Genomic DNA, 24583 nt, shown 5'->3' on the forward strand with positions numbered 1-24583 from the left:
TCGGTTGTGGCTTTTAGTGCACCAGCATGCCGGTGAACCAATAGGCCTGAGCCAGCGTGATCAAGCCGACAATCGTGGCAAAGAACAGGCTGTGCTTGAGGGTGAAGCGGAACAGGTCCGACTCCTTGCCCACCAGCCCGGTCGCGGCGCAGGCCACGGCGATCGATTGCGGTGAGATCATCTTGCCAGTCACGCCGCCACTGGTGTTCGCTGCCACCAGCAAGGTGTCGTTGACGCCGATCTGGTGGGCGGTGGTCGCTTGCAACGAACTGAACAGTGCGTTGGACGAGGTATCGGAACCGGTCAGGAACACACCGAGCCAACCGAGGAACGGTGAGAAGAACGGGAAGGCTGCACCCGTGCCGGCCAACACCAGGGCCATGGTCGACGACATGCCCGAGTAGTTGGTGACGAAGGCGAACGCCAGCACCATGCCGATGGACAGAATCGGCCACCGCAGTTCGTAGAAGGTCTCTTTAAAAGTGGTCAGACCAGTTTTGAGGTTGATCTTCAGAACCAGCATCGAGATCAGTGCGGAGAAGAAAATCGCCGTGCCGGTCGCGGAAATCGGATCAAGCTTGAACACGGCTGGAATGGCAGTCGGGTTAGCCACAATCGGTGCAACCTTGATCACCATCTGATCAAGGTGCGGGATAGCGAAATTGAACACGAAGCTGTACATCGAACCGCCGGCGGCAAACATCGCCTTGAACGGCTTCAAGGTCCAGATGGTCACCAGCACGGTCAGAATCAGGAACGGCGACCACGCCTTGATGATTTCCCCGAGGCTGTAGGGCGATGCCAGGGTGGTGCGCTTCTGGCCGAAACCACCGGCGCTGGCGCTGACCACGGAAGCCGATACGGCCCCGACGATGTGCTGGCCGGCGGCGCGTTTTGGCTGCCAGACTTTCAGGAACAGGGTCAGGGAGATCAGGCTGGCCAGGGCCGAAGTGATGTCCGGCAGTTCCGGGCCGATGAAGTTCGACGTGAAGTATTGAGTCACGGCGAAGCTCAAGCCGGCAACCAGAGCGGCGGGCCAGGTTTCGCGAACGCCGCGCAGGCCATCCATCATGAACACCAGCCAGAACGGCACGAACAGCGACAGCAGCGGCAGCTGGCGACCGGTCATGGCGCCGATCTTGAACGCGTCGATGCCGGTCACTTGCCCGGCGACGATGATCGGAATCCCCAGGGCGCCGAAAGCTACCGGCGCGGTGTTTGCGATCAGGCACAGGCCCGCGGCGTACAACGGGTTGAAACCCAGGCCGACCAGCAGAGCGGCGGTAATCGCCACCGGTGCACCGAAACCGGCCGCACCTTCAAGAAACGCGCCGAAGCAGAAGCCGATCAACAGCACTTGCAGACGCTGGTCGTCAGTGATCGACAGCACCGAGCTGCGGATCACTTCGAACTGCCCACTTTTGACCGTCAGTTTGTAAAGAAAAACAGCGGCCACGATGATCCACGCAATCGGCCAAAGGCCATAGGCGAAACCATACCCTGCGGCTGCGAAAGCCATGTCGACCGGCATCTGGAAGGCAAAAATCGCCACCAGGATCGACAAGGCCAGCGTGATGCTACCGGCAACGTGCCCCTTGAGACGGAACACGGCCAGAGCCAGGAAGAAAAACACGATAGGTATAACGGCCGCGAGCGCGGATAAACCGAGGCTTCCGAGCGGGCTGTAGAGCTGTTGCCAGGTTTGCATATGGGGTGGCCCCTAATTGTTGTTGGTCAGGCACTGATCAGCGTTCTTGGATAATTGGTAATACCAATTTACAATCGCTGTTGGCTAGGGTAAAAGCCTTGTAGGCGGTGTGTCAATTTGCCGCCCTAAAACTTTTGTCGAATACCGGGACTGCAATGGGCTGCGTTGTGTGGATTCAGGTGCTGTACGGCAGGTGCCGATACGGCGGCAATGGGCCAGAATAGAGCGCCGGCGCGCCGTCGGATCTTGGAGAAGGTGAGTTATGGGGTTTGATCAGATTCGTCAGCGCCGTTTGTCTGACGATATTGTCGAGCAGCTCGAGGGCATGATCCTTGAGGGTACGTTGAAGGCGGGTGAGCGCTTGCCGGCCGAGCGCGCGCTGGCCGAACAGTTCGGTGTCTCACGCCCTTCCTTGCGCGAGGCGATACAAAAGCTGACGGCCAAGGGCTTGCTGGTCAGCCGGCAGGGTGGCGGCAATTACGTGGTGGAGTCGTTGGGCACGACGTTCAGTGACCCTCTACTGCATTTGCTAGAGAGTAATCCCGAGGCTCAGCGCGATCTGCTTGAATTCCGCCACACTCTGGAAGCGTCCTGTGCGTATTACGCGGCGTTGCGCGCCACGGATGTCGACCGCGAGCGCCTGACCGCCGCGTTCAATGAGTTGCAGGACTGCTATTCGCGTCACGATGAAGTGAGTCGGGCGGAAGAGGGCGCGGCCGATGCGAAATTTCATCTGGCGATCGCCGAGGCCAGCCATAACGCTGTTTTGCTGCATACCATTCGCGGACTGTTCGATTTGCTCAAGCGCAACGTCGTGACCAATATCGGCGGCATGTACAAGCAGCGCACCGAAACTCGCGACATGTTGATCACGCAACACCGAGAGTTGTATCAGGCGATCATCGAGGGGCGGGCCGAACAGGCGAGGGAAGTCTCCAGTCGTCACATTCTGTATGTGCAGGAGGTGTTGGAGGAGGTGCGCCAGGAAGTGCAACGCGTTGCGCGGGCGGAGCGGCGCAAGGGGATGTAGTCGGTATGATCATTCCCACGCTCAGCGTGGGAATGAATCCCGTGACACTCCGCGTCACAAAGCGGACGCAGAGCGTCCATCGTTGCATTCCCACGCGGAGCGTGGGGAACGATCAACTCAGGCAGAAAAATCAGTCTTCCTTGCCCTTGTTGCGCACCGCACGCTGTAATTCGCGACCGGCGTCGCGCTCGCGCTCGGTGTCGCGCTTGTCGTATTCCTTCTTGCCCTTGCCCAGTGCGATCTCGCACTTGACCATGTGCTTGCTCCAATACCAGGACAGGCACACGCAGGCGTAACCCTTCTGCTGCACAGCGGCGGCGAGCTTCTCCAGCTCGCGTCGGTTGAGCAGCAATTTACGGGTGCGGACCGGATCAGCGATGACGTGGGTGCTGGCCGTCGTCAGGGGCGTAATGTGACTGCCGAGCAGCCAGGCTTCGCCATCCTTGAGCAGCACATAACTGTCAACCAGCTGCAGCTTGCTTGCCCGCAGACTTTTTACTTCCCAGCCGGCCAGGACCAGACCAGCCTCGAACTTATGCTCGATGAAGTAATCGTGTCGCGCCTTTTTATTTTGCGCGATGGTCCCTGTTGGGTGTTTCTTCTGTTTAGCCATAGGGGCGGCATTATAGGGAGTTGCACGCGAGTCGGCTACGGTGTTGCTACGTGCTTGAGCAGGTTGAGTGAATCCCGGACAATGCGCGCTCTTTTTCGAACGCTTGGGCGTGATAACGATGTCGACAGACAAGGTTTCTGTCCACGGCAGTTGGGCTAGCCGCTGGGTCTTCATACTCGCCGCGACCGGTTCGGCCGTGGGCTTGGGTAGTATCTGGAAATTCCCCTACATGGTTGGCGTCTATGGCGGCGGCGCTTTCGTACTGATGTTCCTGGCCTGTATCGCGCTGATCGGTGTGCCGGTCATGCTCGCAGAAACCCTCATCGGCAGACGCGCCCGGCAGAGTCCGGCCAATGCCCTGAAGGTGCTGGCGCTGGAGGCGGGGCATTCGGCCAAGTGGTCGTGGGGGGCATTCGCCGGGATGATCACGGCGTTGCTGATCCTGTCTTTTTACAGCGTGGTAGGCGGCTGGTCGCTGGACTACATCATCGACATGGGGCGTGGCGACTTCCAGGGCGCGACGCCCGATCAGGTGGGCGCTTACTTCGGTGCGGTGATCGCCGATCCATGGCGGCTGACACTTTGGCACACAGTTTTCATGCTGTTGTCGGCAGTGGTGATTGCCAAGGGTGTGGTTGCCGGGCTTGAGCGCAGCTTGCGGATCATGATGCCCTTGCTGTTCGTGATGGTGATTGTTCTGCTGGGTTACAGCATGACTACCGGGCATTTCATGGAAGGCGTGCATTTCATGTTCGACTTCCATCCGGAAAAAGTCCTCGACGGCTTGCTGCCGGCCATGGGGCACGCATTCTTTTCCCTGAGCGTCGGGGTTGGTTCGATCATGATCTACGGTGCTTATATGCCGAAGAGCTCGTCGATTTCCGGAACCATCGTTGGGGTGGCGCTGCTTGATACCTTTGTTTCCCTGGTGGCTGGTCTGGCGCTGTTTCCGATCGTGTTCGCCGCGGGCCTGAATCCGAGCGAAGGCCCTGGCCTGATGTTTGTCAGCCTGCCATTTGCCTTTGGCAACGTAGCGTTTGGTCAGTTGATGGGCGTAGTGTTCTTCGTTCTGGTCGCGATTGCTGCCTGGAGTTCGGCGATCTCGCTGCTCGAACCGATGGTGGCTTACCTGGTCGAGCGCTCGAAAATCAGTCGCGCCTGGGTCACCTTCTGGCTGGCGTTCACTTGCTGGTTTGTTGGTCTGGGCACAGTGTTTTCCTTCAATATCTGGAAGGAAGCCAAGTTTTTCGTGAACGAAGGCGGGTTGTTCCACCTCTACCAGTGGGGGGCGACAGGCGGCCTCGACTTCTTCGGCGTGATCGATTTCTTCACCTCGCGGATCATGCTGCCACTCGGTGGGTTGTGTTTCGTGGTGTTTGCAGGCTGGGTGATGGGTCGTGACGCGGTGCGTGAAGAGTTGTCGATTCGTAATCCGGCGTTGTTCGCTTTGTCCTTGTTCTTGATGCGCTATGTGGCGCCCATCGGCATTCTCGTAGTGTTTGCCGCCCAGCTCTGGAAGTGACGCTGACATGACGACACACATTTCTCGTTCAGCCCTGTTGCCATATCCGGCGCAAGCGCTTTATGACCTGGTCAACGACGTGGCGCGGTATCCGGAATTCCTCCCATGGTGCTCATCGGCTGAAGTTCTGGAGAGTTCCGCTGAACACATGCGCGCCAGCGTCGGTGTGGCCAAGGGCGGGCTCAGCCAGCATTTCGTGACGCGTAATACCTTGGTCCCCGGTCAGTCGATCGAAATGAACCTTGAAGAAGGGCCGTTCACCCAGTTGCACGGTGTCTGGGTGTTCAAGCCATTGGGCGATAAAGCCTGCAAGATCAGCCTGGACCTGTCGTTTGATTATGCGGGGCCAATTATTCGTGCCACCTTGGGGCCTTTGTTCAACCAGGCGGCCAATACGCTGGTGGATGCATTCTGCCAGCGGGCGAAGCAAATGCATGGTTGAGGTAATGATTGACGTTGAGGTCGTGTACGCCGCTGTAGATCGTCAGGTTCTCATGCCTGTCGCGGTGCCGGAGGGAACGACCATTCGCGCCGCACTGTTGAAATCCGGGATCGGCCAGGTGTTTGCCGAACTGGATCTGGCCGAGTGCCCGGTGGGCATATTCGGCAAGGTGATTGTCGATCCCGATACGCGAGTGGTTCAGTCGGGAGATCGAATCGAGATCTATCGGCCGCTGCTGGCCGACCCCAAGGAAGTTCGGCGACTGCGCGCTGCGAAGGCGGCAGAGGCCAAAGCCAAGAATCAATGAGTGACAAAATGAACAGGCAATAAAAAACCCGGACCAGCCGGGTTTTTTATTGCGTCGCAAATTATTGCGGCGAGGTGTCCAGTGGTTCTGGCGTCGGGACCGGAACGGTTTCTACGCCGTCGACATCCTTTTGAATCTGATCCAGCAACGAACCTGGCTTGACCGGTTTCTCCGGCTTCGGCTTCTCGACGTTTTCTGCCGGAGCGGTAACCGTGGTGCCACTGTCCTTGCCGAGAATCGCTTCATCGCGGCTCACGCCTGGCATGAAATCGCCAGAAAGGCTGACAAGCTGATCATTAGGGTTGAAGATAACGCTAATGCGTTCCTGTTGGCGTTCACCGCCCCCGGGTTGCAGGCTGTACAGGTAATCCCAGCGATCGGCATGGAACGTGTCGGTCAGCAGAGGGTTGCCCATGATAAACCGTACTTGCTTGCGGGTCATTCCCGGGCGTAACTGGTCTATCATGTCCTGCGTGACGACATTGCCCTGCTGGATGTCGATTTTGTAAACCCCGGGGAATGAACAACCGGCGAGTGCGAGCAGTCCCACAAAGGTGAAACTGGTTAGCAAGAGCTTGGTGTTTTGCATCGGTGGGCGACTTCCACTATCTTGGCTGGGACAACGTAAACGCCGATCATACCCGCATTAAGAGAAGCTGCGAAGCAGCATCGCGAGAAAGCTGACCATGGTTGAAAATAGCGAACTACGCAAAGCCGGCCTCAAAGTGACCCTGCCACGGGTCAAGATTCTGCAAATGCTCGATTCCGCCGAGCAACGCCACATGAGCGCTGAAGATGTCTATAAGGCGCTGATGGAGGCTGGCGAGGACGTCGGTCTGGCCACGGTTTACCGTGTACTGACCCAGTTCGAGGCAGCTGGCCTTGTGGTGCGGCACAACTTCGACGGAGGCCATGCGGTCTTCGAACTGGACGACGGCAAGCATCACGACCATATGGTCAACGTCGAAACCAGTGAAGTGATCGAATTCTTCGACGAAGAAATCGAGCGCCTGCAGAAAGCCATCGTCGACAAGTACGGCTTCGAGATGGTTGATCACAATCTGGTGCTGTACGTACGCAAGAAAAAGTAAGCATGTCGCGCGAACCTGGTTCGCGATACGAACGAAGGCGACCTCTGGGTCGCCTTCGTGCTTTCTGCCCGCCTTAAACCTTCGCAGTCACCACCATTTTCTTGGCATGAGCCAGGGATTCCTTGGTGAGATCGATACCACCCAGCATTCGGGCGACTTCTTCGACTCGATCGTTTTTGCTCAGCTTGGAGACGGCGGTGCGAGTGGCGTCCTCGCCCCGCACTTTGTGCACAAATAGATGTTGGTGCCCCTGCGCAGCCACTTGGGGCAAGTGAGTCACGGTCAGTACCTGCCCGCGCTCGCCAAGTCGACGCAGCAACTGGCCTACAATTTCGGCGGTCGGGCCACCAATGCCTACGTCCACTTCGTCGAACACCAGGGTTGGCACGCGTGATGTTTGTGCGGTAATGACCTGAATCGCCAGGCTGATCCGTGACAGCTCACCGCCAGAAGCCACTTTCGCCAGGGCCTTCAATGGCTGTCCCGGGTTTGCGCTGACCAGCAGTTCTACCTGTTCGAGGCCATTCGGTAAAAGTTCGTTACTGTTGTTGGGGCGAAGCTCGATAGTGAAACGCCCTCCGGGCATGCCCAGGCGCTGGATTTCCTGCTCCACGGCGCTGGCCAGGCTGCTCGATGCCTGGTGGCGCAGATCACTCAGCTCCCGGGCTTTCTCCTGATAATGACGGGCATAGGACGCCAATTCGTCGCTCAGCCGCTCGATGGATTCATCGTTGGCATTCAGGGTTTCGATTTCGTCCAGCAGGCGCTGCTGCATCTCCGCGACCTCGGTGGGCTGGATGCGATGTTTGCGCGCCATGGTGTAGATCGCGTCGAGACGTTCTTCCAGAAACTGAAGGCGGGCCGGGTCGGCATCGAAATTGTCGAGGAAACGGTTTAGCTCGCCCACGGCCTCCTCAACCTGAATCTGTGCACTGGTCAGCAGGCTGCTGGCTTCGCCGAGCGCGCCGATGGAGCTATTCACGCTCGACAGGCGGTTGAGGCAGGCGGTGAGGGCATTCAATACATTGCCGGAATCACTTTCACTGCATTGCTCGACCACCTGCCGGCAGATCCCCAGCAAGGTTTCGGCATTGGTCAGGTTTTTGTGTTCCTGTTCCAGCTGTTCCAGCTCGTTATCACCCAGGCCGAGGTTTTCCAGTTCTTCAAGCTGATAACTGAGCAGTTGGTGGCGGGCGCGTTGCTCATCGCCGGAGTTGGAAAGGCGTTCGAGTTCCTGATGGGTCTGGCGCCAGCGTTGGGCGGCGAGCTGGACCTGGCGGGCGAGATCGGTCGCCCCGGCATACTCGTCGAGCAGGCGGCGATGGGTGTCGGTCTTGAGCAAGGATTGGTGTTCATGCTGGCTGTGGATGTCGATCAGCAGTTCGCCCAGCGCCTTGAGGTCGCCGAGCGGGCAGGGCGTACCGTTGATGTAGCCGCGCGAGCGTCCTTCGGCGGTGATCACCCGGCGCAGGATGCACGGGCCGTCGTTCTCGAGATCGCGCTCGGCCAGCCAGGTGCTGGCTTCCGGGATATCAGCCAGGTCGAAGGTGGCCAGGATATCGGCCTTGTCTGCGCCGGGGCGGACCACGCCGCTGTCGGCGCGGTCGCCCAGGGTAAGGCCCAGGGCGTCGAGCATGATCGACTTGCCGGCGCCGGTTTCCCCTGTGATCACGCTCATTCCGCGATCGAGTTCGAGATCGAGATGTTCAACGATGGCGTAGTTGTGTACGGACAGGTGCACCAGCATAAAGGCCGCTCCCAGGCTTTAGGTCTGGTTATTTATACAGTGTTTTGTTTCTGGCTGACAATGCCCTCGCTTAGCTCGTTTCGCTCGATCCGACGAAATCGTTAGCGCAGCAAGGAATACCGATACAAAGCTTTTTGTAGGGTTAATCACGTCTGGCCCCTTGAAGCCGGATTTTGCGGCCCCATATAGCTGGACAGAAGCGCGAGTAGAGCTCGCGGACGATATTGAAAGGAGAATTCTATGGCTGACGAACAGACAGTGGATACGCAAAATCTAGACGCCGATCAGGCTTCTCAAGCTTCGGGTGATGATCTGGCGGCTCGGGTACAAGTGCTCGAAGAGCAGTTGGCCGGCGCACAGGATCAGGCTTTGCGTGTGGCCGCCGATCTGCAGAACGTCCGCCGTCGCGCCGAGCAGGATGTCGAGAAGGCTCACAAGTTCGCGCTGGAAAAGTTCGCCGGTGACCTGCTGCCGATCATCGACAGCCTGGAGCGCGGCCTGGAGTTGTCCAGCCCGGATGACGAAAGCATCCGTCCAATGCGCGAAGGCATCGAGCTGACCCTGAAAATGTTCCAGGACACGTTGAAGCGTTATCAGCTGGAAGCCATCGATCCGCATGGCGAACCGTTCAACGCCGTTCTTCATCAGGCGATGGCCATGCAGGAAAGCGCCGATGTCGAGCCGAACAGCGTGCTCAAGGTGTTCCAGAAGGGTTACCAGCTCAATGGCCGCCTGCTGCGCCCGGCAATGGTCGTGGTCAGCAAGGCGCCTGCACCGGTTTCGCCTTCTATTGACGAGCAGGCTTGAAATTAGCCGCAAGGCCCCCATTTAGAAGTCAAGCGTTTAAGTGCTACCGCAGTTAGCCACCACTGCTGCGGCAACCAAATCCAAAAGTTTCGGGAGAGTGAACATGGGCAAAATTATCGGTATCGACCTGGGGACTACCAACTCCTGCGTCTCCGTACTTGAAAACGGCGTAGCCAAGGTTATTGAAAACGCCGAAGGCGCGCGCACCACGCCGTCGATCATCGCTTACGCCAACGATGGCGAGATTCTGGTCGGCCAGTCCGCCAAGCGTCAGGCAGTGACCAACCCGCACAACACCTTGTACGCGGTAAAACGTCTGATCGGTCGTAAGTTCGACGAAGAAGTCGTGCAGAAAGACATCAAGATGGTTCCGTACAAAATCGCCAAGGCTGACAACGGCGACGCCTGGGTTGAGGTCAACGGCCAGAAAATGGCTCCGCCACAAATCTCGGCTGAAATCCTGAAGAAAATGAAGAAGACCGCCGAAGATTACCTCGGCGAGCCGGTAACCGAAGCGGTCATCACCGTTCCGGCCTACTTCAACGACAGCCAGCGTCAAGCGACCAAAGACGCCGGCCGCATCGCGGGCCTGGACGTAAAACGTATCATCAACGAACCAACCGCGGCTGCTCTGGCTTACGGTATGGACAAGGCCAAAGGCGATCACACCGTGATCGTTTATGACCTGGGTGGCGGTACTTTCGACGTTTCCGTGATTGAAATCGCTGAAGTCGATGGCGAGCACCAGTTCGAAGTGTTGGCCACCAACGGTGACACCTTCCTGGGTGGTGAAGACTTCGACATTCGTCTGATCGACTACCTCGTCGACGAATTCAAGAAAGAAAGCGGCATGAACCTCAAGGGTGATCCGCTGGCCATGCAGCGTCTGAAAGAAGCCGCTGAAAAAGCCAAGATCGAGCTGTCTTCCGCTCAGTCGACCGACGTCAACCTGCCGTACATCACTGCAGATGCCACTGGTCCTAAGCACCTGAACGTGAAGATCTCCCGTGCCAAGCTGGAAGCGCTGGTTGAAGACCTGGTTCAACGCACCATCGAGCCTTGCCGCATCGCGCTGAAAGACTCCGGCATCGACGTTGGCGCGATCAACGACGTGATCCTGGTAGGCGGTCAGACCCGTATGCCACTGGTTCAGAAGCTGGTGACCGAGTTCTTCGGTAAAGAAGCTCGCAAGGACGTGAACCCGGACGAAGCCGTTGCCATGGGTGCTGCGATTCAGGGCGCCGTTCTGGCTGGTGATGTTAAAGACGTTCTGCTGCTCGACGTCAGCCCGCTGACCCTGGGTATCGAAACCATGGGTGGCGTGATGACCGCGCTGATCGAGAAAAACACCACGATTCCTACCAAGAAATCGCAAGTGTTCTCGACTGCCGACGACAACCAGGGCGCGGTAACCATTCACGTGCTGCAGGGTGAGCGTAAGCAAGCGGCGCAGAACAAGTCCCTGGGCAAGTTCGACCTGGCCGAGATTCCACCAGCACCACGTGGCGTGCCACAAATCGAAGTGACCTTCGACATCGACGCCAACGGCATTCTGCACGTAGGCGCCAAAGACAAGGCCACCGGCAAGACTCAGTCGATCGTGATCAAGGCCAACTCCGGTCTGTCCGACGAAGAGATCGAGCGCATGGTGCGTGATGCCGAAGCTAACGCTGAGGAAGACCGCAAGTTCGAAGAGCTGGCCGCTGCCCGTAACCAGGGCGATGCTCTGGTGCACTCGACGCGCAAAATGGTCGCTGATGCTGGCGACAAGGTGAGCGCTGAAGAGAAGACTGCAATTGAAGCTGCCGTAGTTGCCCTGGAAGCCGCTGTCAAAGGCGACGACAAGGCCGCTATCGAAGCCAAGGTTGAAGAGCTGTCCAAGGTCTCCGCGCCAGTGGCCCAGAAAATGTACGCCGAACAGGCTCAGCCAGCTGAAGGCGCGGCACCGCAGGGTGAATCGGCTGAAAAGGCTGACGACGTTGTCGATGCCGAGTTCGAAGAAGTAAAAGACCACAAGTAAGTTGTTGGTCGCCCGGTTGACTGCCTTCAGGCGGTGACTGGTAGGATGTCGCCGCGCGGGAGCTTGCTCCCGCGTTGGCGTGTCTGGAACACGCGAATTTTTACAGCATGCGACAACGTTCGTTTGCTGCTGGTATGGCCGGGAATGCTCCTGCTTTTCGAGCCGCGAGTACCACATCTGAATCAAAGACCAGGATCGTTGAATTGACGTGAGTTGGGTCCGGGCCTGTATTGGGGCTCAACGAGTTCGGCGGGGCTCAGGAGAGGTTTGCCGAACGTCCTCAAGAGTGCAAATGACTTATGGCAAAGCGTGACTATTACGAAGTATTGGGTGTTGAACGAGGCTCAAGCGAGGCAGACCTGAAAAAGGCCTACCGTCGCCTGGCGATGAAGCACCACCCGGACCGTAATCCCGATGACAAAGCGTCGGAAGAGATGTTCAAGGAGGCCAACGAGGCCTACGAAGTGCTGTCCGACTCCAGCAAGCGCGCGGCGTACGACCAGTACGGCCATGCCGGTGTCGATCCGAGCATGGGGGGCGGCGGCGCCGGCTTCGGCGGTCAGAATTTCTCCGACATCTTTGGCGATGTCTTCAGTGACTTCTTCGGTGGCGGTCGCGGCGGTTCCCGTGGCGGTGCTCAGCGCGGCAGTGATTTGCGCTACACCCTGGAGCTGGACCTGGAAGAAGCGGTGCGCGGCACGACCGTGAATATCCGCGTTCCGACCCTGGTCAACTGCAAGCCATGCGATGGCTCGGGTGCCAAGAAAGGTTCCTCGCCGGTCACTTGCCCGACCTGTGGCGGTATCGGCCAGGTGCGCATGCAGCAAGGCTTCTTCTCGGTGCAGCAGACCTGCCCGCGTTGCCATGGCCAGGGCAAGATCATTTCCGATCCGTGCGATTCCTGCCACGGCGAAGGTCGTGTCGAAGAGTACAAGACCCTGTCGGTGAAAGTGCCGGCCGGTGTCGATACCGGTGACCGCATTCGCCTGTCCGGCGAAGGCGAGGCGGGCGCTCAAGGTGGCCCTACTGGCGACCTTTACGTGGTGATCAATGTGCGTGAGCACTCGATCTTCCAGCGTGATGGCAAGCACCTGTTCTGCGAAGTGCCGATCAGCTTCGTCGACGCGGCGCTGGGTGGCGAGCTGGAAATCCCTACCCTTGATGGTCGGGTCAAGCTGAAGATCCCAGAGGGTACTCAGACCGGCAAGCAGTTCCGTGTTCGTGGCAAGGGTGTTGCGCCTGTGCGTGGCGGTGGTGCCGGTGATCTGATGTGCCGTGTGGCAGTCGAAACCCCGGTCAACCTGAGCCGTCGCCAACGCGAAATGCTCGAAGAGTTCCGCAGTTCCCTGGCTGACGACAACAGCCATTCACCGAAGACCACTGGCTGGTTCGAAGGCGTCAAGCGCTTCTTCGGCGACTTGTAAGGAGACAGGCATGCGACGTATAGCAGTGATGGGCGCCGCCGGGCGCATGGGCAAAACCTTGATCGAAGCCGTGCAGCAAACGCCGGGTGCCGGTTTGACGGCGGCAGTGGATCGCCCGGACAGCACGCTGGTCGGCGCTGATGCTGGTGAGCTGGCTGCGCTGGGGCGGATCGGTGTGCCGTTGTCGGGTGATCTGGATCGTGTTGTCGACGAATTCGACGTGCTGATCGACTTCACTCATCCGACGGTGACCCTGAAAAACCTCGCCTTCTGCCGCAAGCACAACAAGGCGATGATCATTGGCACCACTGGCTTCAGCGTTGAAGAAAAGCAATTGCTGGCGGAAGCGGGCAAGGACATTCCGATCGTCTTTGCGGCCAACTTCAGCGTGGGTGTGAACCTGTGCCTGAAGTTGCTCGACACCGCGGCTCGCGTGCTGGGTGACGATGTCGACATCGAAATCACCGAGGCTCACCACCGGCACAAAGTCGACGCGCCGTCCGGTACGGCGGTGCGCATGGGCGAAGTCATCGCGGATGCCTTGGGTCGTAACCTGAAGCAAGTGGCGGTGTATGGCCGTGAAGGCCAGACCGGTGCGCGCGCTCGCGAAACCATCGGCTTTGCCACTGTGCGCGCTGGCGATATCGTCGGTGATCACACTGTGCTGTTCGCCGCTGAAGGTGAGCGTGTCGAGATCACGCACAAGGCCTCCAGTCGCATGACCTTCGCCAAGGGTGCTGTGCGAGCTGCATTGTGGCTGGATGGGCGCGAGCCTGGTCTTTACGACATGCAAGACGTGCTCGACCTGCGTTAAGATGCACCCGAAATCGGGCTCGTGCACAGCGTTCGAGCCCGGTTTTGTTCCGCCAAGCGACGTCCTGTCGCATTCTCCAGCCTTTAAGGCTCATTGGCGGTAGACCAAAAATGCCTTTTTCTGTAAGCTACAGCTTTAGTGTGTCCACTAAAAGCGCGCAGAATAATTCAGTGAAGAAGCGGGGTGACGTGTCCATACGTCACTCCGCTTTTTTACAACCTGCGATCGCCCTTTCAGGCTTTATTTACGGGAGGTCTTCTTGACTAAGCCAGCCATACTCGCCCTTGCTGATGGCAGCATTTTTCGCGGCGAAGCCATTGGAGCCGACGGTCAAACCGTTGGTGAGGTGGTGTTCAACACCGCAATGACCGGCTATCAGGAAATCCTTACCGATCCTTCCTACGCCCAACAGATCGTTACCCTGACTTACCCGCACATCGGCAACACCGGTACTACTCCGGAAGATGCCGAGTCGAACCGCGTCTGGTCGGCTGGCCTGGTCATTCGCGACCTGCCGCTGGTTGCGAGCAACTGGCGTAACACGATGTCCCTGTCCGACTACCTGAAGGCCAACAACGTTGTGGCCATCGCCGGTATCGACACCCGCCGCCTGACGCGCATCCTGCGTGAAAAAGGCGCGCAGAACGGCTGCATCATGGCCGGTGACAATATTTCCGAAGAAGCCGCTATCGCCGCAGCCCGGGGTTTCCCTGGCCTGAAGGGCATGGACCTGGCAAAAGTCGTCAGCACCAAAGAAAAGTACGAGTGGCGCTCGACTGTCTGGGATCTGAAAACCGACAGCCATGCGACCATCGAAGCTTCCGAGCTGCCGTACCACGTAGTTGCCTACGACTACGGCGTCAAAGTGAACATTCTGCGCATGCTGGTTGAGCGCGGCTGCCGCGTGACCGTGGTGCCTGCTCAGACCCCTGCTGCCGATGTGCTGGCGCTGAAGCCGGACGGCGTGTTCCTGTCCAACGGTCCTGGCGATCCGGAGCCTTGCGACTACGCGATCCAGGCGATCAAGGACGTGCTGGAAACCGAGATCCCGGTCTTCGGTATCTGCCTCGGTCACCAACTGCTGGCCCTGGCCTCCGGCGCCAAGACCCTGAAAATGGGTCACGGCCACCACGGTGCCAACCACCCGGTCCAGGACCTGGATACCGGCGTGGTGATGATCACCAGCCAGAACCACGGCTTTGCGGTAGACGAAGCGACCCTGCCAGCCAACGTTCGCGCGATCCACAAATCGCTGTTCGACGGCACCCTGCAAGGGATCGAGCGTACCGACAAGAGCGCCTTCAGCTTCCAGGGTCACCCGGAAGCCAGCCCTGGCCCGAACGACGTAGCGCCATTGTTCGATCGCTTCATCACTGAGATGGCCAAGCGACGCTGATCGCTCGCCCTGATGCAGCAAAGCCTGAGGGTGGTCCCGAAACCGGCGGCCCCCTCAAGGCTTCACAGATTGAACAAGACGGCTTGCCGACTGACCTGCGGATTTGAGTGACAAACCCATGCCAAAACGTACAGACATTAAAAGCATCCTGATTCTCGGCGCTGGCCCGATCGTGATCGGCCAGGCCTGCGAATTCGACTACTCCGGCGCCCAGGCCTGTAAAGCCCTGCGCGAAGAGGGTTACCGCGTCATCCTGGTGAACTCCAACCCGGCTACCATCATGACCGACCCGGCCATGGCCGACGCCACCTACATCGAGCCGATCAAGTGGCAGACCGTTGCCAAGATCATCGAGAAAGAGCGTCCGGACGCGCTGCTGCCGACCATGGGTGGCCAGACTGCCCTGAACTGCGCCCTGGACCTGGAGCGCGAAGGCGTTCTGGAGAAGTTCGGCGTAGAGATGATCGGTGCCAACGCCGACACCATCGACAAGGCTGAAGACCGTTCGCGCTTCGACAAGGCGATGAAATCCATCGGCCTGGCGTGCCCGCGTTCCGGTATCGCCCACAGCATGGAAGAGGCCAACGCGGTCCTCGAGAAGCTCGGCTTCCCGTGCATCATTCGTCCGTCCTTCACCATGGGCGGCACCGGTGGCGGTATCGCTTACAACCGTGAAGAGTTCGAAGAAATCTGTGCCCGTGGTCTGGACCTGTCGCCGACCAAAGAGCTGCTGATCGACGAATCGCTGATCGGCTGGAAAGAATACGAAATGGAGGTTGTCCGCGATAAGAAGGACAACTGCATCATCGTCTGCTCGATCGAAAACTTCGACCCGATGGGCGTGCACACCGGTGACTCGATCACCGTGGCGCCGGCACAGACCCTGACCGACAAGGAATACCAGATCCTGCGTAACGCCTCCCTGGCGGTACTGCGCGAGATCGGTGTGGAAACCGGCGGTTCCAACGTTCAGTTCGGTATCTGCCCGAACACCGGCCGCATGGTCGTGATCGAGATGAACCCGCGAGTATCCCGTTCCTCGGCACTGGCTTCGAAAGCCACCGGTTTCCCGATCGCCAAGGTCGCGGCCAAACTGGCTGTGGGCTACACCCTCGACGAGCTGTCGAACGATATCACCGGCGGCAAGACCCCGGCGTCCTTCGAACCGTCCATCGACTACGTCGTGACCAAGCTGCCACGTTTCGCTTTCGAGAAATTCTCCAAGGCTGACGCGCGCCTGACCACTCAGATGAAGTCGGTGGGTGAAGTCATGGCCATCGGCCGTACCTTCCAGGAGTCCCTGCAGAAAGCCCTGCGCGGTCTGGAAGTCGGCGTGTGCGGTCTGGACGAGAAGGTTGACCTGCGCAACCCGGAAAGCATGAGCATCCTCAAGCGCGAACTGACCGTGCCGGGCGCCGAGCGCATCTGGTACGTGGCGGACGCCATGCGCGCCGGCATGAGTGTTGAAGACATCTTCGGCATGACCATGATCGATCCTTGGTTCCTGGTGCAGATGGAAGATCTGATCAAGGACGAAGAGAAGGTCAAGACCCTGGGCCTGACCAGCATCGACCGTGACCTGATGTTCCGCCTCAAGCGCAAAGGCTTCTCCGACATGCGTCTGGCCAAGCTGCTGGGTGTGACCGAGAAGGCCCTGCGTGCTCACCGTCACAAGCTGGAAATCTTCCCGGTCTACAAGCGCGTCGACACCTGCGCCGCCGAGTTCGCCACCGATACCGCGTACCTGTACTCGACGTACGAAGAAGAGTGCGAAGCCGCGCCGTCGGGTCGCGACAAGATCATGATCCTGGGCGGCGGTCCGAACCGTATCGGCCAGGGCATCGAGTTCGACTACTGCTGCGTACACGCGGCACTGGCCCTGCGCGATGACGGTTACGAGACCATCATGGTCAACTGCAACCCGGAAACCGTTTCCACCGATTACGACACCTCCGATCGCCTGTACTTCGAGCCAGTGACCCTGGAAGACGTGCTGGAAATCGTTCGCGTCGAGAAGCCGAAAGGCGTGATCGTCCAGTACGGCGGCCAGACCCCGCTGAAGCTGGCCCGCGCCCTGGAAGCCGCCGGCGTGCCGATCATCGGCACCAGCCCTGACGCCATCGACCGTGCCGAAGACCGCGAGCGCTTCCAGCAGATGGTCCAGCGCCTGAACCTGCGTCAGCCGCCAAACGCCACCGTGCGCAGCGAAGACGAAGCGATTCGTGCCGCCGCCAAGATCGGTTACCCGCTGGTGGTGCGTCCGTCCTACGTATTGGGCGGCCGTGCGATGGAAATCGTCTACGAAGAAGAAGAACTCAAGCGCTACCTGCGCGAGGCGGTTCAAGTGTCCAACGACAGCCCGGTGCTGCTGGATCACTTCCTCAACTGCGCCATCGAGATGGACGTCGATGCGGTCTGCGACGGCAAAGACGTGGTGATCGGTGCGATCATGCAGCACATCGAGCAGGCGGGTGTTCACTCTGGTGACTCCGCGTGCTCGCTGCCGCCGTATTCGCTGCCGGCACACATCCAGGACGAGATGCGCGAGCAGGTCAAGAAAATGGCCCTGGAACTGGGCGTGGTCGGCCTGATGAACGTACAGTTGGCGCTGCAAGGCGAAGACATCTACGTCATCGAAGTCAACCCGCGTGCTTCCCGCACCGTGCCGTTCGTGTCCAAGTGCATCGGTGTTTCCCTGGCGATGATCGCAGCACGCGTGATGGCCGGTAAAACCCTGCAAGAACTGGGTTTCACCAAGGAAATTATTCCGAACTTCTACAGCGTGAAAGAGGCGGTTTTCCCGTTCGCCAAATTCCCTGGGGTTGACCCGATCCTCGGCCCTGAGATGAAGTCGACCGGCGAAGTGATGGGCGTGGGCGATACCTTCGGTGAGGCGTTCGCCAAAGCCCAGATGGGTGCCAGCGAAGTGCTGCCGACCGGCGGTACTGCGTTCATCAGCGTGCGTGACGACGACAAACCACTGGTTGCGGGCGTGGCCCGTGATCTGATCAACTTGGGCTTCGAAGTGGTCGCCACTGCCGGTACTGCCAAGCTGATTGAAGCCGCAGGCCTGAAGGTGCGCCGCGTGAACAAGGTGACCGAGGGTCGTCCGCACGTGGTCGACATGATCAAGAATGACGAAGTCACGCTGATCATCAACACCACCGAAGGTCGTCAGTCGATCGCTGACTCCTATTCCATTCGTCGCAATGCCCTGCAGCACAAGATTTACTGCACCACCACCATTGCTGCTGGCGAAGCTATCTGCGAAGCGCTGAAGTTCGGTCCCGAAAAGACCGTGCGCCGCTTGCAGGATCTACACGCAGGATTGAAGGCATGAGCATAACGAAGTACCCAATGACCGTTCAGGGCGCTCGCGCCCTGGAAGAAGAACATGCTCACCTGACCAAGGTCGTTCGTCCGAAGCTCAGCCAGGACATCGGTACGGCCCGCGAGTTGGGTGATTTGAAGGAAAACGCCGAATACCATGCTGCCCGCGAGCAGCAGGGTATGGTCGAGGCGCGGATACGTGACATTGAAGGCCGGATTCAGAACCAGGTCATCATCGATGTCACGACCATTCCTCACACCGGCAAGGTCATCTTCGGCACCACCGTTGAAATCGCCAACGTCGAGACTGATGAAAGCGTCACTTACCACATCGTGGGTGAGGATGAGGCTGACTTCAAACTCGGCAAGATTTCTGTCGGCTCGCCCTTGGCCCGTGCCTTGATCGGCAAGGAAGAGGGCGATGTGGTCGCGGTGAAAACGCCAAGTGGCGTTATCGAGTACGAGATTGTCGAAGTTCGCCACATCTAATAAAGGCAAGCGCCCGCTCCGTGCAGGCGCCATGCTTTGGCAGTTGACCCAGATGTTGTGGGTCGGTGGCTTGTGGCTGTTGCACATCGGTCTGCTGCCGGTGCTGGACCGTATAGGTCTGGCGCCGCTGCTGATCGACGAAATCGCAGGCATGCTGAATGCGCTGATGATCGGCTTTGCCGCAGCGTGTGTGATTTTTCAGGCTCTGGTGCTGATTCAGGCCGAGGGTCTTTTCAGTCTCTGGCTTGATATTCGTGGGCAACTGCTGTTGATGGCGCTATATGCGTGTGCGATGTTCATCGCTGTGCGTATCGGTTGGCCGAATGCGGTCCGTTGGCAGGCGTTCAGCTATCTGGTGTTGGGCTTTTCCGGGCTGGTCCTGGTATTGCAGCCGGTGCCGGGATGGAGTGGCAGGGTGCGCGAAGCACACCCGTGACCCTTGTCATCACTTGAAGCGATGAACGTTCGACAGCTGCTTGTTGACGCTGAAGTTCTTGCGGTAAATCAGCGCCATCTTGCCGATGACCTGAACCAGATCCGCTTTGCCGACCTTGCACAGTTCAGCGATGGACGCCAGGCGCGATTCGCGATCGAGGATATTGAGCTTGATCTTGATCAGCTCGTGATCTGCCAGTGCACGTTCAAGCTCGGCTAATACACCTTCAGTCAAACCGTTGTCTGCCACAATCAGAACTGGTTTCAGATGGTGGCCAATGGATTTGTATTGTTTCTTCTGCTCTTGAGTGAGCGGCATAATCTGACCCTTTCGTCTGGATTCTGTAAAATGGCGGCCATTTTACCCGAGGGCTCGTGGATCCGCCCAATTAATCACGACCCTTATCAACGAGGTGCCCAATGGCGCGTTCCAAGACAAGCCTTGGTTGGCTGAAAAGACATGTCAACGATCCCTATGTGAAGCAGGCGCAGAAGGATGGCTACCGCTCGCGTGCGAGTTACAAACTTCTGGAGATCCAGGAGAAATACAAGCTGATCCGCCCTGGCATGAGCGTTGTCGACCTGGGCGCGGCGCCCGGTGGCTGGTCGCAGGTCACCAGCCGGCTGATTGGTGGCCAGGGGCGCCTGATCGCTTCGGACATTCTGGAAATGGACAGTATTCCGGATGTGACCTTCATCCAGGGTGACTTCACCCAGGACGAAGTGCTTGCCCGGATCCTTGAGGCCGTCGGTAATTCGCAGGTGGACCTTGTGATTTCCGATATGGCCCCCAATATGAGTGGTACGCCCGAAGTGGATATGCCCAAGGCCATGTTTCTTTGTGAGCTGGCTCTTGATCTGGCGGAGCGGATACTCAAGCCCGGTGGTAATTTCGTGATCAAGATTTTTCAGGGTGAAGGGTTCGATTCTTATCTGAAGGATGCTCGCAAGAAATTCGACAAGATCCAGATGATCAAGCCAGACTCTTCCCGCGGCAGTTCCCGCGAGCAATACATGTTGGCTTGGGGTTACTGCGGGCGTAGTGAGTAAAACGAGGTTTTTTCGCGGGGTGATAGGTTTTTCGTATTTCGCCCCGAGCGCTTTAGCGAATATTGTGTAGAAAGTGTTTCACAAAGGGTTACAGACGGCGCCTGCCAGAGTCGTAGGTAATGTAGTAAGTTAGGCCGGTGAATATCATGCGAAGCGCGCGCCATCAGCGGCGCTTGCTTCAGAGGGTAGTTAATTGAACGATATGGCAAAGAATCTGATCCTGTGGTTGATCATCGCGGCAGTCCTGGTGACGGTGATGAACAACTTCTCCAGCCCTAACGAGCCGCAGACCCTCAACTATTCCGACTTCATCCAGCAGGTCAAGGATGGCAAGGTCGAACGCGTAGCCGTTGATGGCTACGTCATCACCGGCAAACGCACCGATGGCGACAGCTTCAAGACCATTCGTCCGGCAATTCAGGACAACGGTCTGATCGGCGACCTGGTGGATAACCATGTCGTAGTCGAAGGCAAGCAGCCGGAACAGCAAAGCATCTGGACCCAGCTCCTGGTCGCCAGCTTCCCGATCCTCGTGATCATCGCCGTGTTCATGTTCTTCATGCGGCAGATGCAGGGTGGAGCCGGCGGCAAGGGTGGCCCGATGAGCTTCGGCAAGAGCAAGGCGCGACTGCTTTCCGAAGATCAGGTGAAAACCACGCTGGCTGACGTTGCCGGTTGCGACGAAGCCAAGGAAGAGGTGGGCGAGCTCGTCGAGTTCCTGCGTGATCCGGGCAAGTTCCAGCGCCTGGGTGGTCGTATTCCTCGCGGCGTGCTGATGGTCGGTCCTCCGGGTACCGGTAAAACCTTGCTGGCCAAGGCGATTGCCGGTGAAGCCAAAGTGCCGTTCTTCACCATTTCCGGTTCCGACTTCGTCGAAATGTTCGTCGGTGTTGGTGCCAGCCGCGTTCGCGATATGTTCGAACAGGCCAAGAAGCACGCGCCATGCATCATCTTCATCGACGAAATCGACGCCGTCGGTCGTCACCGTGGTGCCGGCATGGGCGGTGGTCATGACGAGCGCGAGCAGACTCTCAACCAGTTGCTGGTAGAGATGGACGGCTTCGAAATGAATGACGGCATCATCGTGATTGCCGCAACCAACCGTCCAGATGTACTCGACCCTGCGCTGCTGCGTCCGGGCCGTTTCGACCGTCAGGTTGTGGTTGGTCTGCCGGATATCCGTGGTCGTGAGCAGATTCTTAAGGTCCACATGCGCAAAGTGCCGATGGGTGACGACGTCGCCCCGGCAGTGATCGCTCGTGGCACGCCTGGTTTCTCCGGTGCTGACCTGGCCAACCTGGTCAACGAAGCGTCGTTGTTCGCTGCCCGGGCCGGCAAGCGCATCGTCGAGATGAAAGAGTTCGAACTGGCCAAAGACAAGATCATGATGGGTGCCGAGCGCAAATCCATGGTCATGTCCGAGAAAGAAAAGCAGAACACCGCTTATCACGAAGCCGGCCACGCCATCGTTGGTCGCGTCGTGCCTGAGCATGACCCGGTCTACAAGGTCTCGATTATCCCGCGCGGTCGTGCGCTGGGTGTGACCATGTTCCTTCCGGAAGAAGATCGCTACAGCCTGTCCAAGCGCGCGCTCATCAGCCAGATCTGCTCGCTCTACGGCGGCCGTATCGCTGAAGAGATGACCCTGGGCTTCGATGGCGTCACCACGGGTGCCTCCAATGACATCATGCGCGCCAGCCAGATTGCGCGGAACATGGTGACCAAGTGGGGTCTTTCCGAGAAGCTCGGTCCATTGATGTACGCCGAAGAAGAGGGTGAAGTGTTCCTCGGTCGCGGTGGTGGTGGTCAGAGTGCCAGCTTCTCCGGTGAGACAGCCAAACTGATCGACTCCGAGGTGCGCAGCATCATTGACCAGTGCTACGGTACGGCCAAGCAGATCCTTACGGATAACCGTGACAAGCTCGATGCCATGGCCGATGCACTGATGAAGTATGAAACGATTGATGCCGAGCAGATCGACGACATCATGGCCGGTCGTACACCTCGCGAACCGCGGGACTGGTCTGGTGGCACCGGTGCATCCGGCACGCCTCCAGCAGTACAGGGCGAGCGTCCGGAAACACCTATCGGCGGTCCGGCTGCTGACGTTTAAGGTTTGAAATGACTTCTGTTCAGTCCTCGACCCGGTTGCCTTGCGGCAACCGGGTTCTTGATTTGGCCCAGACGCATGTCATGGGCATTCTCAATGTCACCCCTGATTCGTTCTCCGATGGCGGCCAGTACAGCCAGCTCGATGCGGCCTTGCGCCATGCCGAGGCGATGGTGGCTGCTGGCGCGACGCTTATTGATGTCGGTGGTGAATCGACCCGGCCCGGCGCCAGGGCGGTTTCGCCGCTGGAAGAGCTGGAACGTGTAGCGCCGGTCGTCGAGCGGATTCATCGCGAGCTTGATGTGATTATCTCGGTTGACACCTCGACTCCCGCCGTCATGCGTGAAACCGCGCGACTGGGAGCTGGCTTGATCAACGATGTACGCTCGTTGCGTCGCGATGGTGCCCTGGATGCAGCCGCTGCGACCGGCTTGCCCGTGTGTCTGATGCATATGCTCGGTGAGCCGGGCGACATGCAGGACAATCCGCACTACCTGGACGTCACGAGAGAAGTGGGCGAGTTTCTCGCCGAGCGGATGGTCCAGTGTGAGGCGGCGGGCATAGCCAGCGATAAGATCATTCTCGATCCTGGCTTTGGCTTCGCAAAGACCTTGCAGCACAACCTGAGCTTGTTCAAACATATGGATGCCTTGCATGCCTTGGGGCGCCCCCTGTTGGTTGGGGTTTCGCGAAAAAGCATGATAGGGCAGGCGTTGAATCGTCCGGTAGGTGAGCGCCTGTATGGCGGTCTTGCCCTCGCGGCGCTGGCTTCACATAAAGGTGCGCGTATATTGCGCGTCCACGATGTAGCCGAAACAGTCGATGTGGTGAGGATGATCGCCGCAGTGGAATCAGCCGAATAAGAATGATGGAGCGTTTATGAGTAGGAAATATTTTGGTACTGACGGCATTCGTGGTCGAGTCGGTGAATACCCGATTACTCCTGACTTCATGCTCAAGCTCGGCTGGGCCGCGGGAATGGCGTTCCGCAAGATGGGCGCTTGCAAGGTGCTGGTCGGCAAGGACACCCGGATCTCAGGGTACATGTTTGAGTCGGCACTTGAGGCGGGCCTGACTTCTGCGGGCGCCGATGTGATGCTTCTGGGGCCGATGCCGACTCCCGCTATCGCTTACTTGACGCGTACGTTCCATGCAGAAGCCGGTATCGTGATCAGTGCATCGCACAATCCTCATGACGACAACGGCATCAAGTTTTTCTCCGGCAAAGGCACCAAGTTGCCGGATGAAGTTGAGCAGATGATCGAAGAACTGCTGGACACGCCCATGACAGTGGTTGAGTCGAGCAAGATCGGCAAGGTCACGCGCATCAACGACGCCTCGGGTCGTTATATCGAGTTCTGCAAGAGCAGTGTGCCTACGGGGACCAGTTTTGCAGGGCTGAAAATCGTTCTCGACTGTGCCCATGGTGCGACTTACAAAGTGGCGCCGAGCGTGTTTCGCGAACTGGGCGCAGATGTCGTCGTCCTGTCTGCGCAACCCAACGGCTTGAACATCAATGAAAATTGCGGTTCGACCCACATGGGGCAGTTGCAGGCTGCTGTGCTGGCTGAGCACGCCGACTTGGGAATTGCATTCGATGGTGATGGTGATCGTGTTTTGATGGTCGATCACACCGGCACTGTCGTCGATGGTGACGAGCTGCTTTACATTATCGCCCGCGACCTGCATGAGCGTGACAAGCTTCAGGGTGGAGTGGTCGGGACGTTGATGAGTAATCTGGGGCTGGAATTGGCCCTGGCGGACCTGGCGATTCCATTTGTACGTGCCAACGTCGGCGATCGATATGTAATCGCTGATCTGCTGGAGCGCAATTGGTTGGTTGGCGGCGAGAACTCGGGCCATATCGTTTGCTTCAGTCACACCACTACGGGTGATGCGATCATCGCCGCGCTGCAGGTTCTGATGGCGCTCAAGACGCGCTCCGAGAGTCTGGCGCAGTCGCGTCAAGCGCTGCGCAAGTGCCCTCAAGTGTTGATCAATGTGCGGTTTGGTGGAGGAGCGAGCCCGCTTGATCATCCTTCGGTGAAGCAGGCAAGCGAACGCGTCACAAGCGCTATGGCCGGGCGCGGCCGAGTGCTGTTGCGCAAGTCGGGAACAGAGCCTTTGGTGCGCGTCATGGTCGAAGGCGAAGACGAAACGCAGGTTCGTGGTTACGCCGAAGAGCTGGCAAAACTGGTAAGTGAAGTTTCTGCCTGAATTCGGCTTGCCAGCCTTGATTGTGTTGGGT

General features: G+C 58.5%; 22 protein-coding genes. 17 read left to right on the top strand and 5 right to left on the bottom strand.

The window, feature by feature from the left end; translation table 11 throughout:
- Positions 1 to 13: 13 nt before the first annotated feature.
- Positions 14 to 1708, bottom strand: coding sequence for a lactate permease LctP family transporter (locus ASD60_RS16045; RefSeq protein ID WP_056854951.1), 1695 nt, complete (start codon positions 1706 to 1708; stop codon positions 14 to 16).
- 262 nt (positions 1709 to 1970) lie between these two features.
- Here ASD60_RS16045 and ASD60_RS16050 point away from each other — a divergent pair, with 262 nt between their 5' ends.
- The gene (locus ASD60_RS16050; protein WP_056854952.1) at positions 1971 to 2738 is read left to right on the top strand and encodes an FCD domain-containing protein; all 768 of its coding nucleotides are present in this window, start codon (positions 1971 to 1973) and stop codon (positions 2736 to 2738) included.
- Between the two features lie 130 nt (positions 2739 to 2868).
- On the opposite strand, the gene smpB is transcribed toward ASD60_RS16050, so the two are convergent.
- Positions 2869 to 3351, bottom strand: coding sequence for an SsrA-binding protein SmpB (smpB, locus tag ASD60_RS16055; RefSeq protein ID WP_007933497.1), 483 nt, complete (start codon positions 3349 to 3351; stop codon positions 2869 to 2871).
- Between the two features lie 118 nt (positions 3352 to 3469).
- On the opposite strand from smpB, the gene ASD60_RS16060 reads away from it, so the two are divergent.
- Genes ASD60_RS16060 through ASD60_RS16070 form a run of 3 tightly spaced genes read left to right on the top strand, consistent with a single transcriptional unit; the run spans position 3470 to position 5622 of the window.
- Positions 3470 to 4873 carry a sodium-dependent transporter gene (locus tag ASD60_RS16060; protein WP_056854953.1) on the top strand — a complete coding sequence of 468 codons (1404 nt, stop codon included), beginning with the start codon at positions 3470 to 3472 and terminating at the stop codon, positions 4871 to 4873.
- 7 nt (positions 4874 to 4880) lie between these two features.
- On the top strand, positions 4881 to 5315 hold the full coding sequence (locus tag ASD60_RS16065) for a type II toxin-antitoxin system RatA family toxin (protein ID WP_056854954.1): 435 nt from the start codon (positions 4881 to 4883) through the stop codon (positions 5313 to 5315).
- Positions 5308 to 5622 (top strand): RnfH family protein, encoded by a 315-nt coding sequence (locus tag ASD60_RS16070; protein ID WP_056854955.1) that lies wholly within the window; start codon positions 5308 to 5310, stop codon positions 5620 to 5622. Before ASD60_RS16065 ends, ASD60_RS16070 begins: the two co-directional genes overlap by 8 nt.
- Before the next feature lie 61 nt (positions 5623 to 5683).
- On the opposite strand, the gene ASD60_RS16075 is transcribed toward ASD60_RS16070, so the two are convergent.
- Positions 5684 to 6211, bottom strand: coding sequence for an outer membrane protein assembly factor BamE (locus tag ASD60_RS16075; protein ID WP_034148348.1), 528 nt, complete (start codon positions 6209 to 6211; stop codon positions 5684 to 5686).
- Between the two features lie 97 nt (positions 6212 to 6308).
- Between ASD60_RS16075 and fur the strand changes: the two genes are divergently transcribed.
- The gene (gene fur / locus ASD60_RS16080; protein ID WP_003197684.1) at positions 6309 to 6713 is read left to right on the top strand and encodes a ferric iron uptake transcriptional regulator; all 405 of its coding nucleotides are present in this window, start codon (positions 6309 to 6311) and stop codon (positions 6711 to 6713) included.
- A 73-nt stretch (positions 6714 to 6786) separates the two neighbouring features.
- Here the strand turns inward: fur and recN are convergent, their stop codons facing one another.
- On the bottom strand, positions 6787 to 8460 hold the full coding sequence (gene recN, locus ASD60_RS16085) for a DNA repair protein RecN (RefSeq protein WP_056854956.1): 1674 nt from the start codon (positions 8458 to 8460) through the stop codon (positions 6787 to 6789).
- 240 nt (positions 8461 to 8700) lie between these two features.
- Here recN and grpE point away from each other — a divergent pair, with 240 nt between their 5' ends.
- From grpE to ASD60_RS16125, 8 genes are all read left to right on the top strand, one after another.
- A complete protein-coding gene (gene grpE / locus ASD60_RS16090) occupies positions 8701 to 9267 on the top strand; it encodes a nucleotide exchange factor GrpE (RefSeq protein ID WP_056854957.1) in 567 nt (188 codons plus the stop codon).
- 103 nt (positions 9268 to 9370) lie between these two features.
- Entirely contained in the window at positions 9371 to 11287 is a 1917-nt protein-coding gene (dnaK, locus tag ASD60_RS16095; protein WP_056854958.1) for a molecular chaperone DnaK, read from the top strand.
- A gap of 299 nt (positions 11288 to 11586) precedes the next feature.
- The gene (gene dnaJ, locus ASD60_RS16100) at positions 11587 to 12711 is read left to right on the top strand and encodes a molecular chaperone DnaJ (protein WP_007973132.1); all 1125 of its coding nucleotides are present in this window, start codon (positions 11587 to 11589) and stop codon (positions 12709 to 12711) included.
- A gap of 10 nt (positions 12712 to 12721) precedes the next feature.
- Positions 12722 to 13525, top strand: a complete 804-nt coding sequence (gene dapB, locus ASD60_RS16105) for a 4-hydroxy-tetrahydrodipicolinate reductase (protein WP_056854959.1) — start codon at positions 12722 to 12724, stop codon at positions 13523 to 13525.
- Positions 13526 to 13784: 259 nt separating this feature from the next.
- Positions 13785 to 14921, top strand: a complete 1137-nt coding sequence (carA, locus tag ASD60_RS16110) for a glutamine-hydrolyzing carbamoyl-phosphate synthase small subunit (protein ID WP_056854960.1) — start codon at positions 13785 to 13787, stop codon at positions 14919 to 14921.
- 118 nt (positions 14922 to 15039) lie between these two features.
- A complete protein-coding gene (carB, locus tag ASD60_RS16115; protein ID WP_056854961.1) occupies positions 15040 to 18261 on the top strand; it encodes a carbamoyl-phosphate synthase large subunit in 3222 nt (1073 codons plus the stop codon).
- A 2-nt stretch (positions 18262 to 18263) separates the two neighbouring features.
- Positions 18264 to 18740: a transcription elongation factor GreA gene (greA, locus tag ASD60_RS16120; RefSeq protein WP_038861135.1), complete on the top strand. Its 477-nt coding sequence runs from the start codon at positions 18264 to 18266 to the stop codon at positions 18738 to 18740.
- A gap of 31 nt (positions 18741 to 18771) precedes the next feature.
- Complete coding sequence (locus ASD60_RS16125; protein ID WP_056854962.1) at positions 18772 to 19176, top strand: hypothetical protein; 405 nt, start codon at positions 18772 to 18774, stop codon at positions 19174 to 19176.
- Between the two features lie 9 nt (positions 19177 to 19185).
- Here the strand turns inward: ASD60_RS16125 and ASD60_RS16130 are convergent, their stop codons facing one another.
- Positions 19186 to 19494: a YhbY family RNA-binding protein gene (locus tag ASD60_RS16130; RefSeq protein ID WP_007942889.1), complete on the bottom strand. Its 309-nt coding sequence runs from the start codon at positions 19492 to 19494 to the stop codon at positions 19186 to 19188.
- Between the two features lie 101 nt (positions 19495 to 19595).
- Between ASD60_RS16130 and rlmE the strand changes: the two genes are divergently transcribed.
- The 4 genes from rlmE to glmM all read left to right on the top strand — a co-directional run bounded on the left by rlmE (position 19596) and on the right by glmM (position 24552).
- Positions 19596 to 20225: a 23S rRNA (uridine(2552)-2'-O)-methyltransferase RlmE gene (rlmE, locus tag ASD60_RS16135; RefSeq protein ID WP_056854963.1), complete on the top strand. Its 630-nt coding sequence runs from the start codon at positions 19596 to 19598 to the stop codon at positions 20223 to 20225.
- 202 nt (positions 20226 to 20427) lie between these two features.
- On the top strand, positions 20428 to 22338 hold the full coding sequence (ftsH, locus tag ASD60_RS16140) for an ATP-dependent zinc metalloprotease FtsH (protein ID WP_056854964.1): 1911 nt from the start codon (positions 20428 to 20430) through the stop codon (positions 22336 to 22338).
- Between the two features lie 8 nt (positions 22339 to 22346).
- A complete protein-coding gene (folP, locus tag ASD60_RS16145; protein ID WP_056854965.1) occupies positions 22347 to 23198 on the top strand; it encodes a dihydropteroate synthase in 852 nt (283 codons plus the stop codon).
- A 16-nt stretch (positions 23199 to 23214) separates the two neighbouring features.
- Complete coding sequence (gene glmM / locus ASD60_RS16150) at positions 23215 to 24552, top strand: phosphoglucosamine mutase (protein ID WP_056854966.1); 1338 nt, start codon at positions 23215 to 23217, stop codon at positions 24550 to 24552.
- Positions 24553 to 24583: the final 31 nt, after the last annotated feature.

This window comes from Pseudomonas sp. Root562 (assembly GCF_001427125.1).
Lineage (GTDB): Bacteria > Pseudomonadota > Gammaproteobacteria > Pseudomonadales > Pseudomonadaceae > Aquipseudomonas.

Excerpts from the sequence above, each read along its gene's own strand:
- grpE (WP_056854957.1), top strand. The coding sequence starts at position 8,701 with ATGGCTGACGAACAGACAGTGGATACGCAAAATCTAGACGCCGATCAG.
- smpB (WP_007933497.1), bottom strand. The coding sequence starts at position 3,351 with ATGGCTAAACAGAAGAAACACCCAACAGGGACCATCGCGCAAAATAAA.
- fur (WP_003197684.1), top strand. The coding sequence starts at position 6,309 with ATGGTTGAAAATAGCGAACTACGCAAAGCCGGCCTCAAAGTGACCCTG.
- ASD60_RS16125 (WP_056854962.1), top strand. The coding sequence starts at position 18,772 with ATGCTTTGGCAGTTGACCCAGATGTTGTGGGTCGGTGGCTTGTGGCTG.
- dnaK (WP_056854958.1), top strand. The coding sequence starts at position 9,371 with ATGGGCAAAATTATCGGTATCGACCTGGGGACTACCAACTCCTGCGTC.
- dnaJ (WP_007973132.1), top strand. The coding sequence starts at position 11,587 with ATGGCAAAGCGTGACTATTACGAAGTATTGGGTGTTGAACGAGGCTCA.
- glmM (WP_056854966.1), top strand. The coding sequence starts at position 23,215 with ATGAGTAGGAAATATTTTGGTACTGACGGCATTCGTGGTCGAGTCGGT.
- recN (WP_056854956.1), bottom strand. The coding sequence starts at position 8,460 with ATGCTGGTGCACCTGTCCGTACACAACTACGCCATCGTTGAACATCTC.
- ASD60_RS16130 (WP_007942889.1), bottom strand. The coding sequence starts at position 19,494 with ATGCCGCTCACTCAAGAGCAGAAGAAACAATACAAATCCATTGGCCAC.
- folP (WP_056854965.1), top strand. The coding sequence starts at position 22,347 with ATGACTTCTGTTCAGTCCTCGACCCGGTTGCCTTGCGGCAACCGGGTT.
- ASD60_RS16075 (WP_034148348.1), bottom strand. The coding sequence starts at position 6,211 with ATGCAAAACACCAAGCTCTTGCTAACCAGTTTCACCTTTGTGGGACTG.
- ASD60_RS16060 (WP_056854953.1), top strand. The coding sequence starts at position 3,470 with ATGTCGACAGACAAGGTTTCTGTCCACGGCAGTTGGGCTAGCCGCTGG.
- carB (WP_056854961.1), top strand. The coding sequence starts at position 15,040 with ATGCCAAAACGTACAGACATTAAAAGCATCCTGATTCTCGGCGCTGGC.
- ftsH (WP_056854964.1), top strand. The coding sequence starts at position 20,428 with ATGGCAAAGAATCTGATCCTGTGGTTGATCATCGCGGCAGTCCTGGTG.
- ASD60_RS16045 (WP_056854951.1), bottom strand. The coding sequence starts at position 1,708 with ATGCAAACCTGGCAACAGCTCTACAGCCCGCTCGGAAGCCTCGGTTTA.
- ASD60_RS16050 (WP_056854952.1), top strand. The coding sequence starts at position 1,971 with ATGGGGTTTGATCAGATTCGTCAGCGCCGTTTGTCTGACGATATTGTC.
- ASD60_RS16065 (WP_056854954.1), top strand. The coding sequence starts at position 4,881 with ATGACGACACACATTTCTCGTTCAGCCCTGTTGCCATATCCGGCGCAA.
- ASD60_RS16070 (WP_056854955.1), top strand. The coding sequence starts at position 5,308 with ATGGTTGAGGTAATGATTGACGTTGAGGTCGTGTACGCCGCTGTAGAT.
- dapB (WP_056854959.1), top strand. The coding sequence starts at position 12,722 with ATGCGACGTATAGCAGTGATGGGCGCCGCCGGGCGCATGGGCAAAACC.
- rlmE (WP_056854963.1), top strand. The coding sequence starts at position 19,596 with ATGGCGCGTTCCAAGACAAGCCTTGGTTGGCTGAAAAGACATGTCAAC.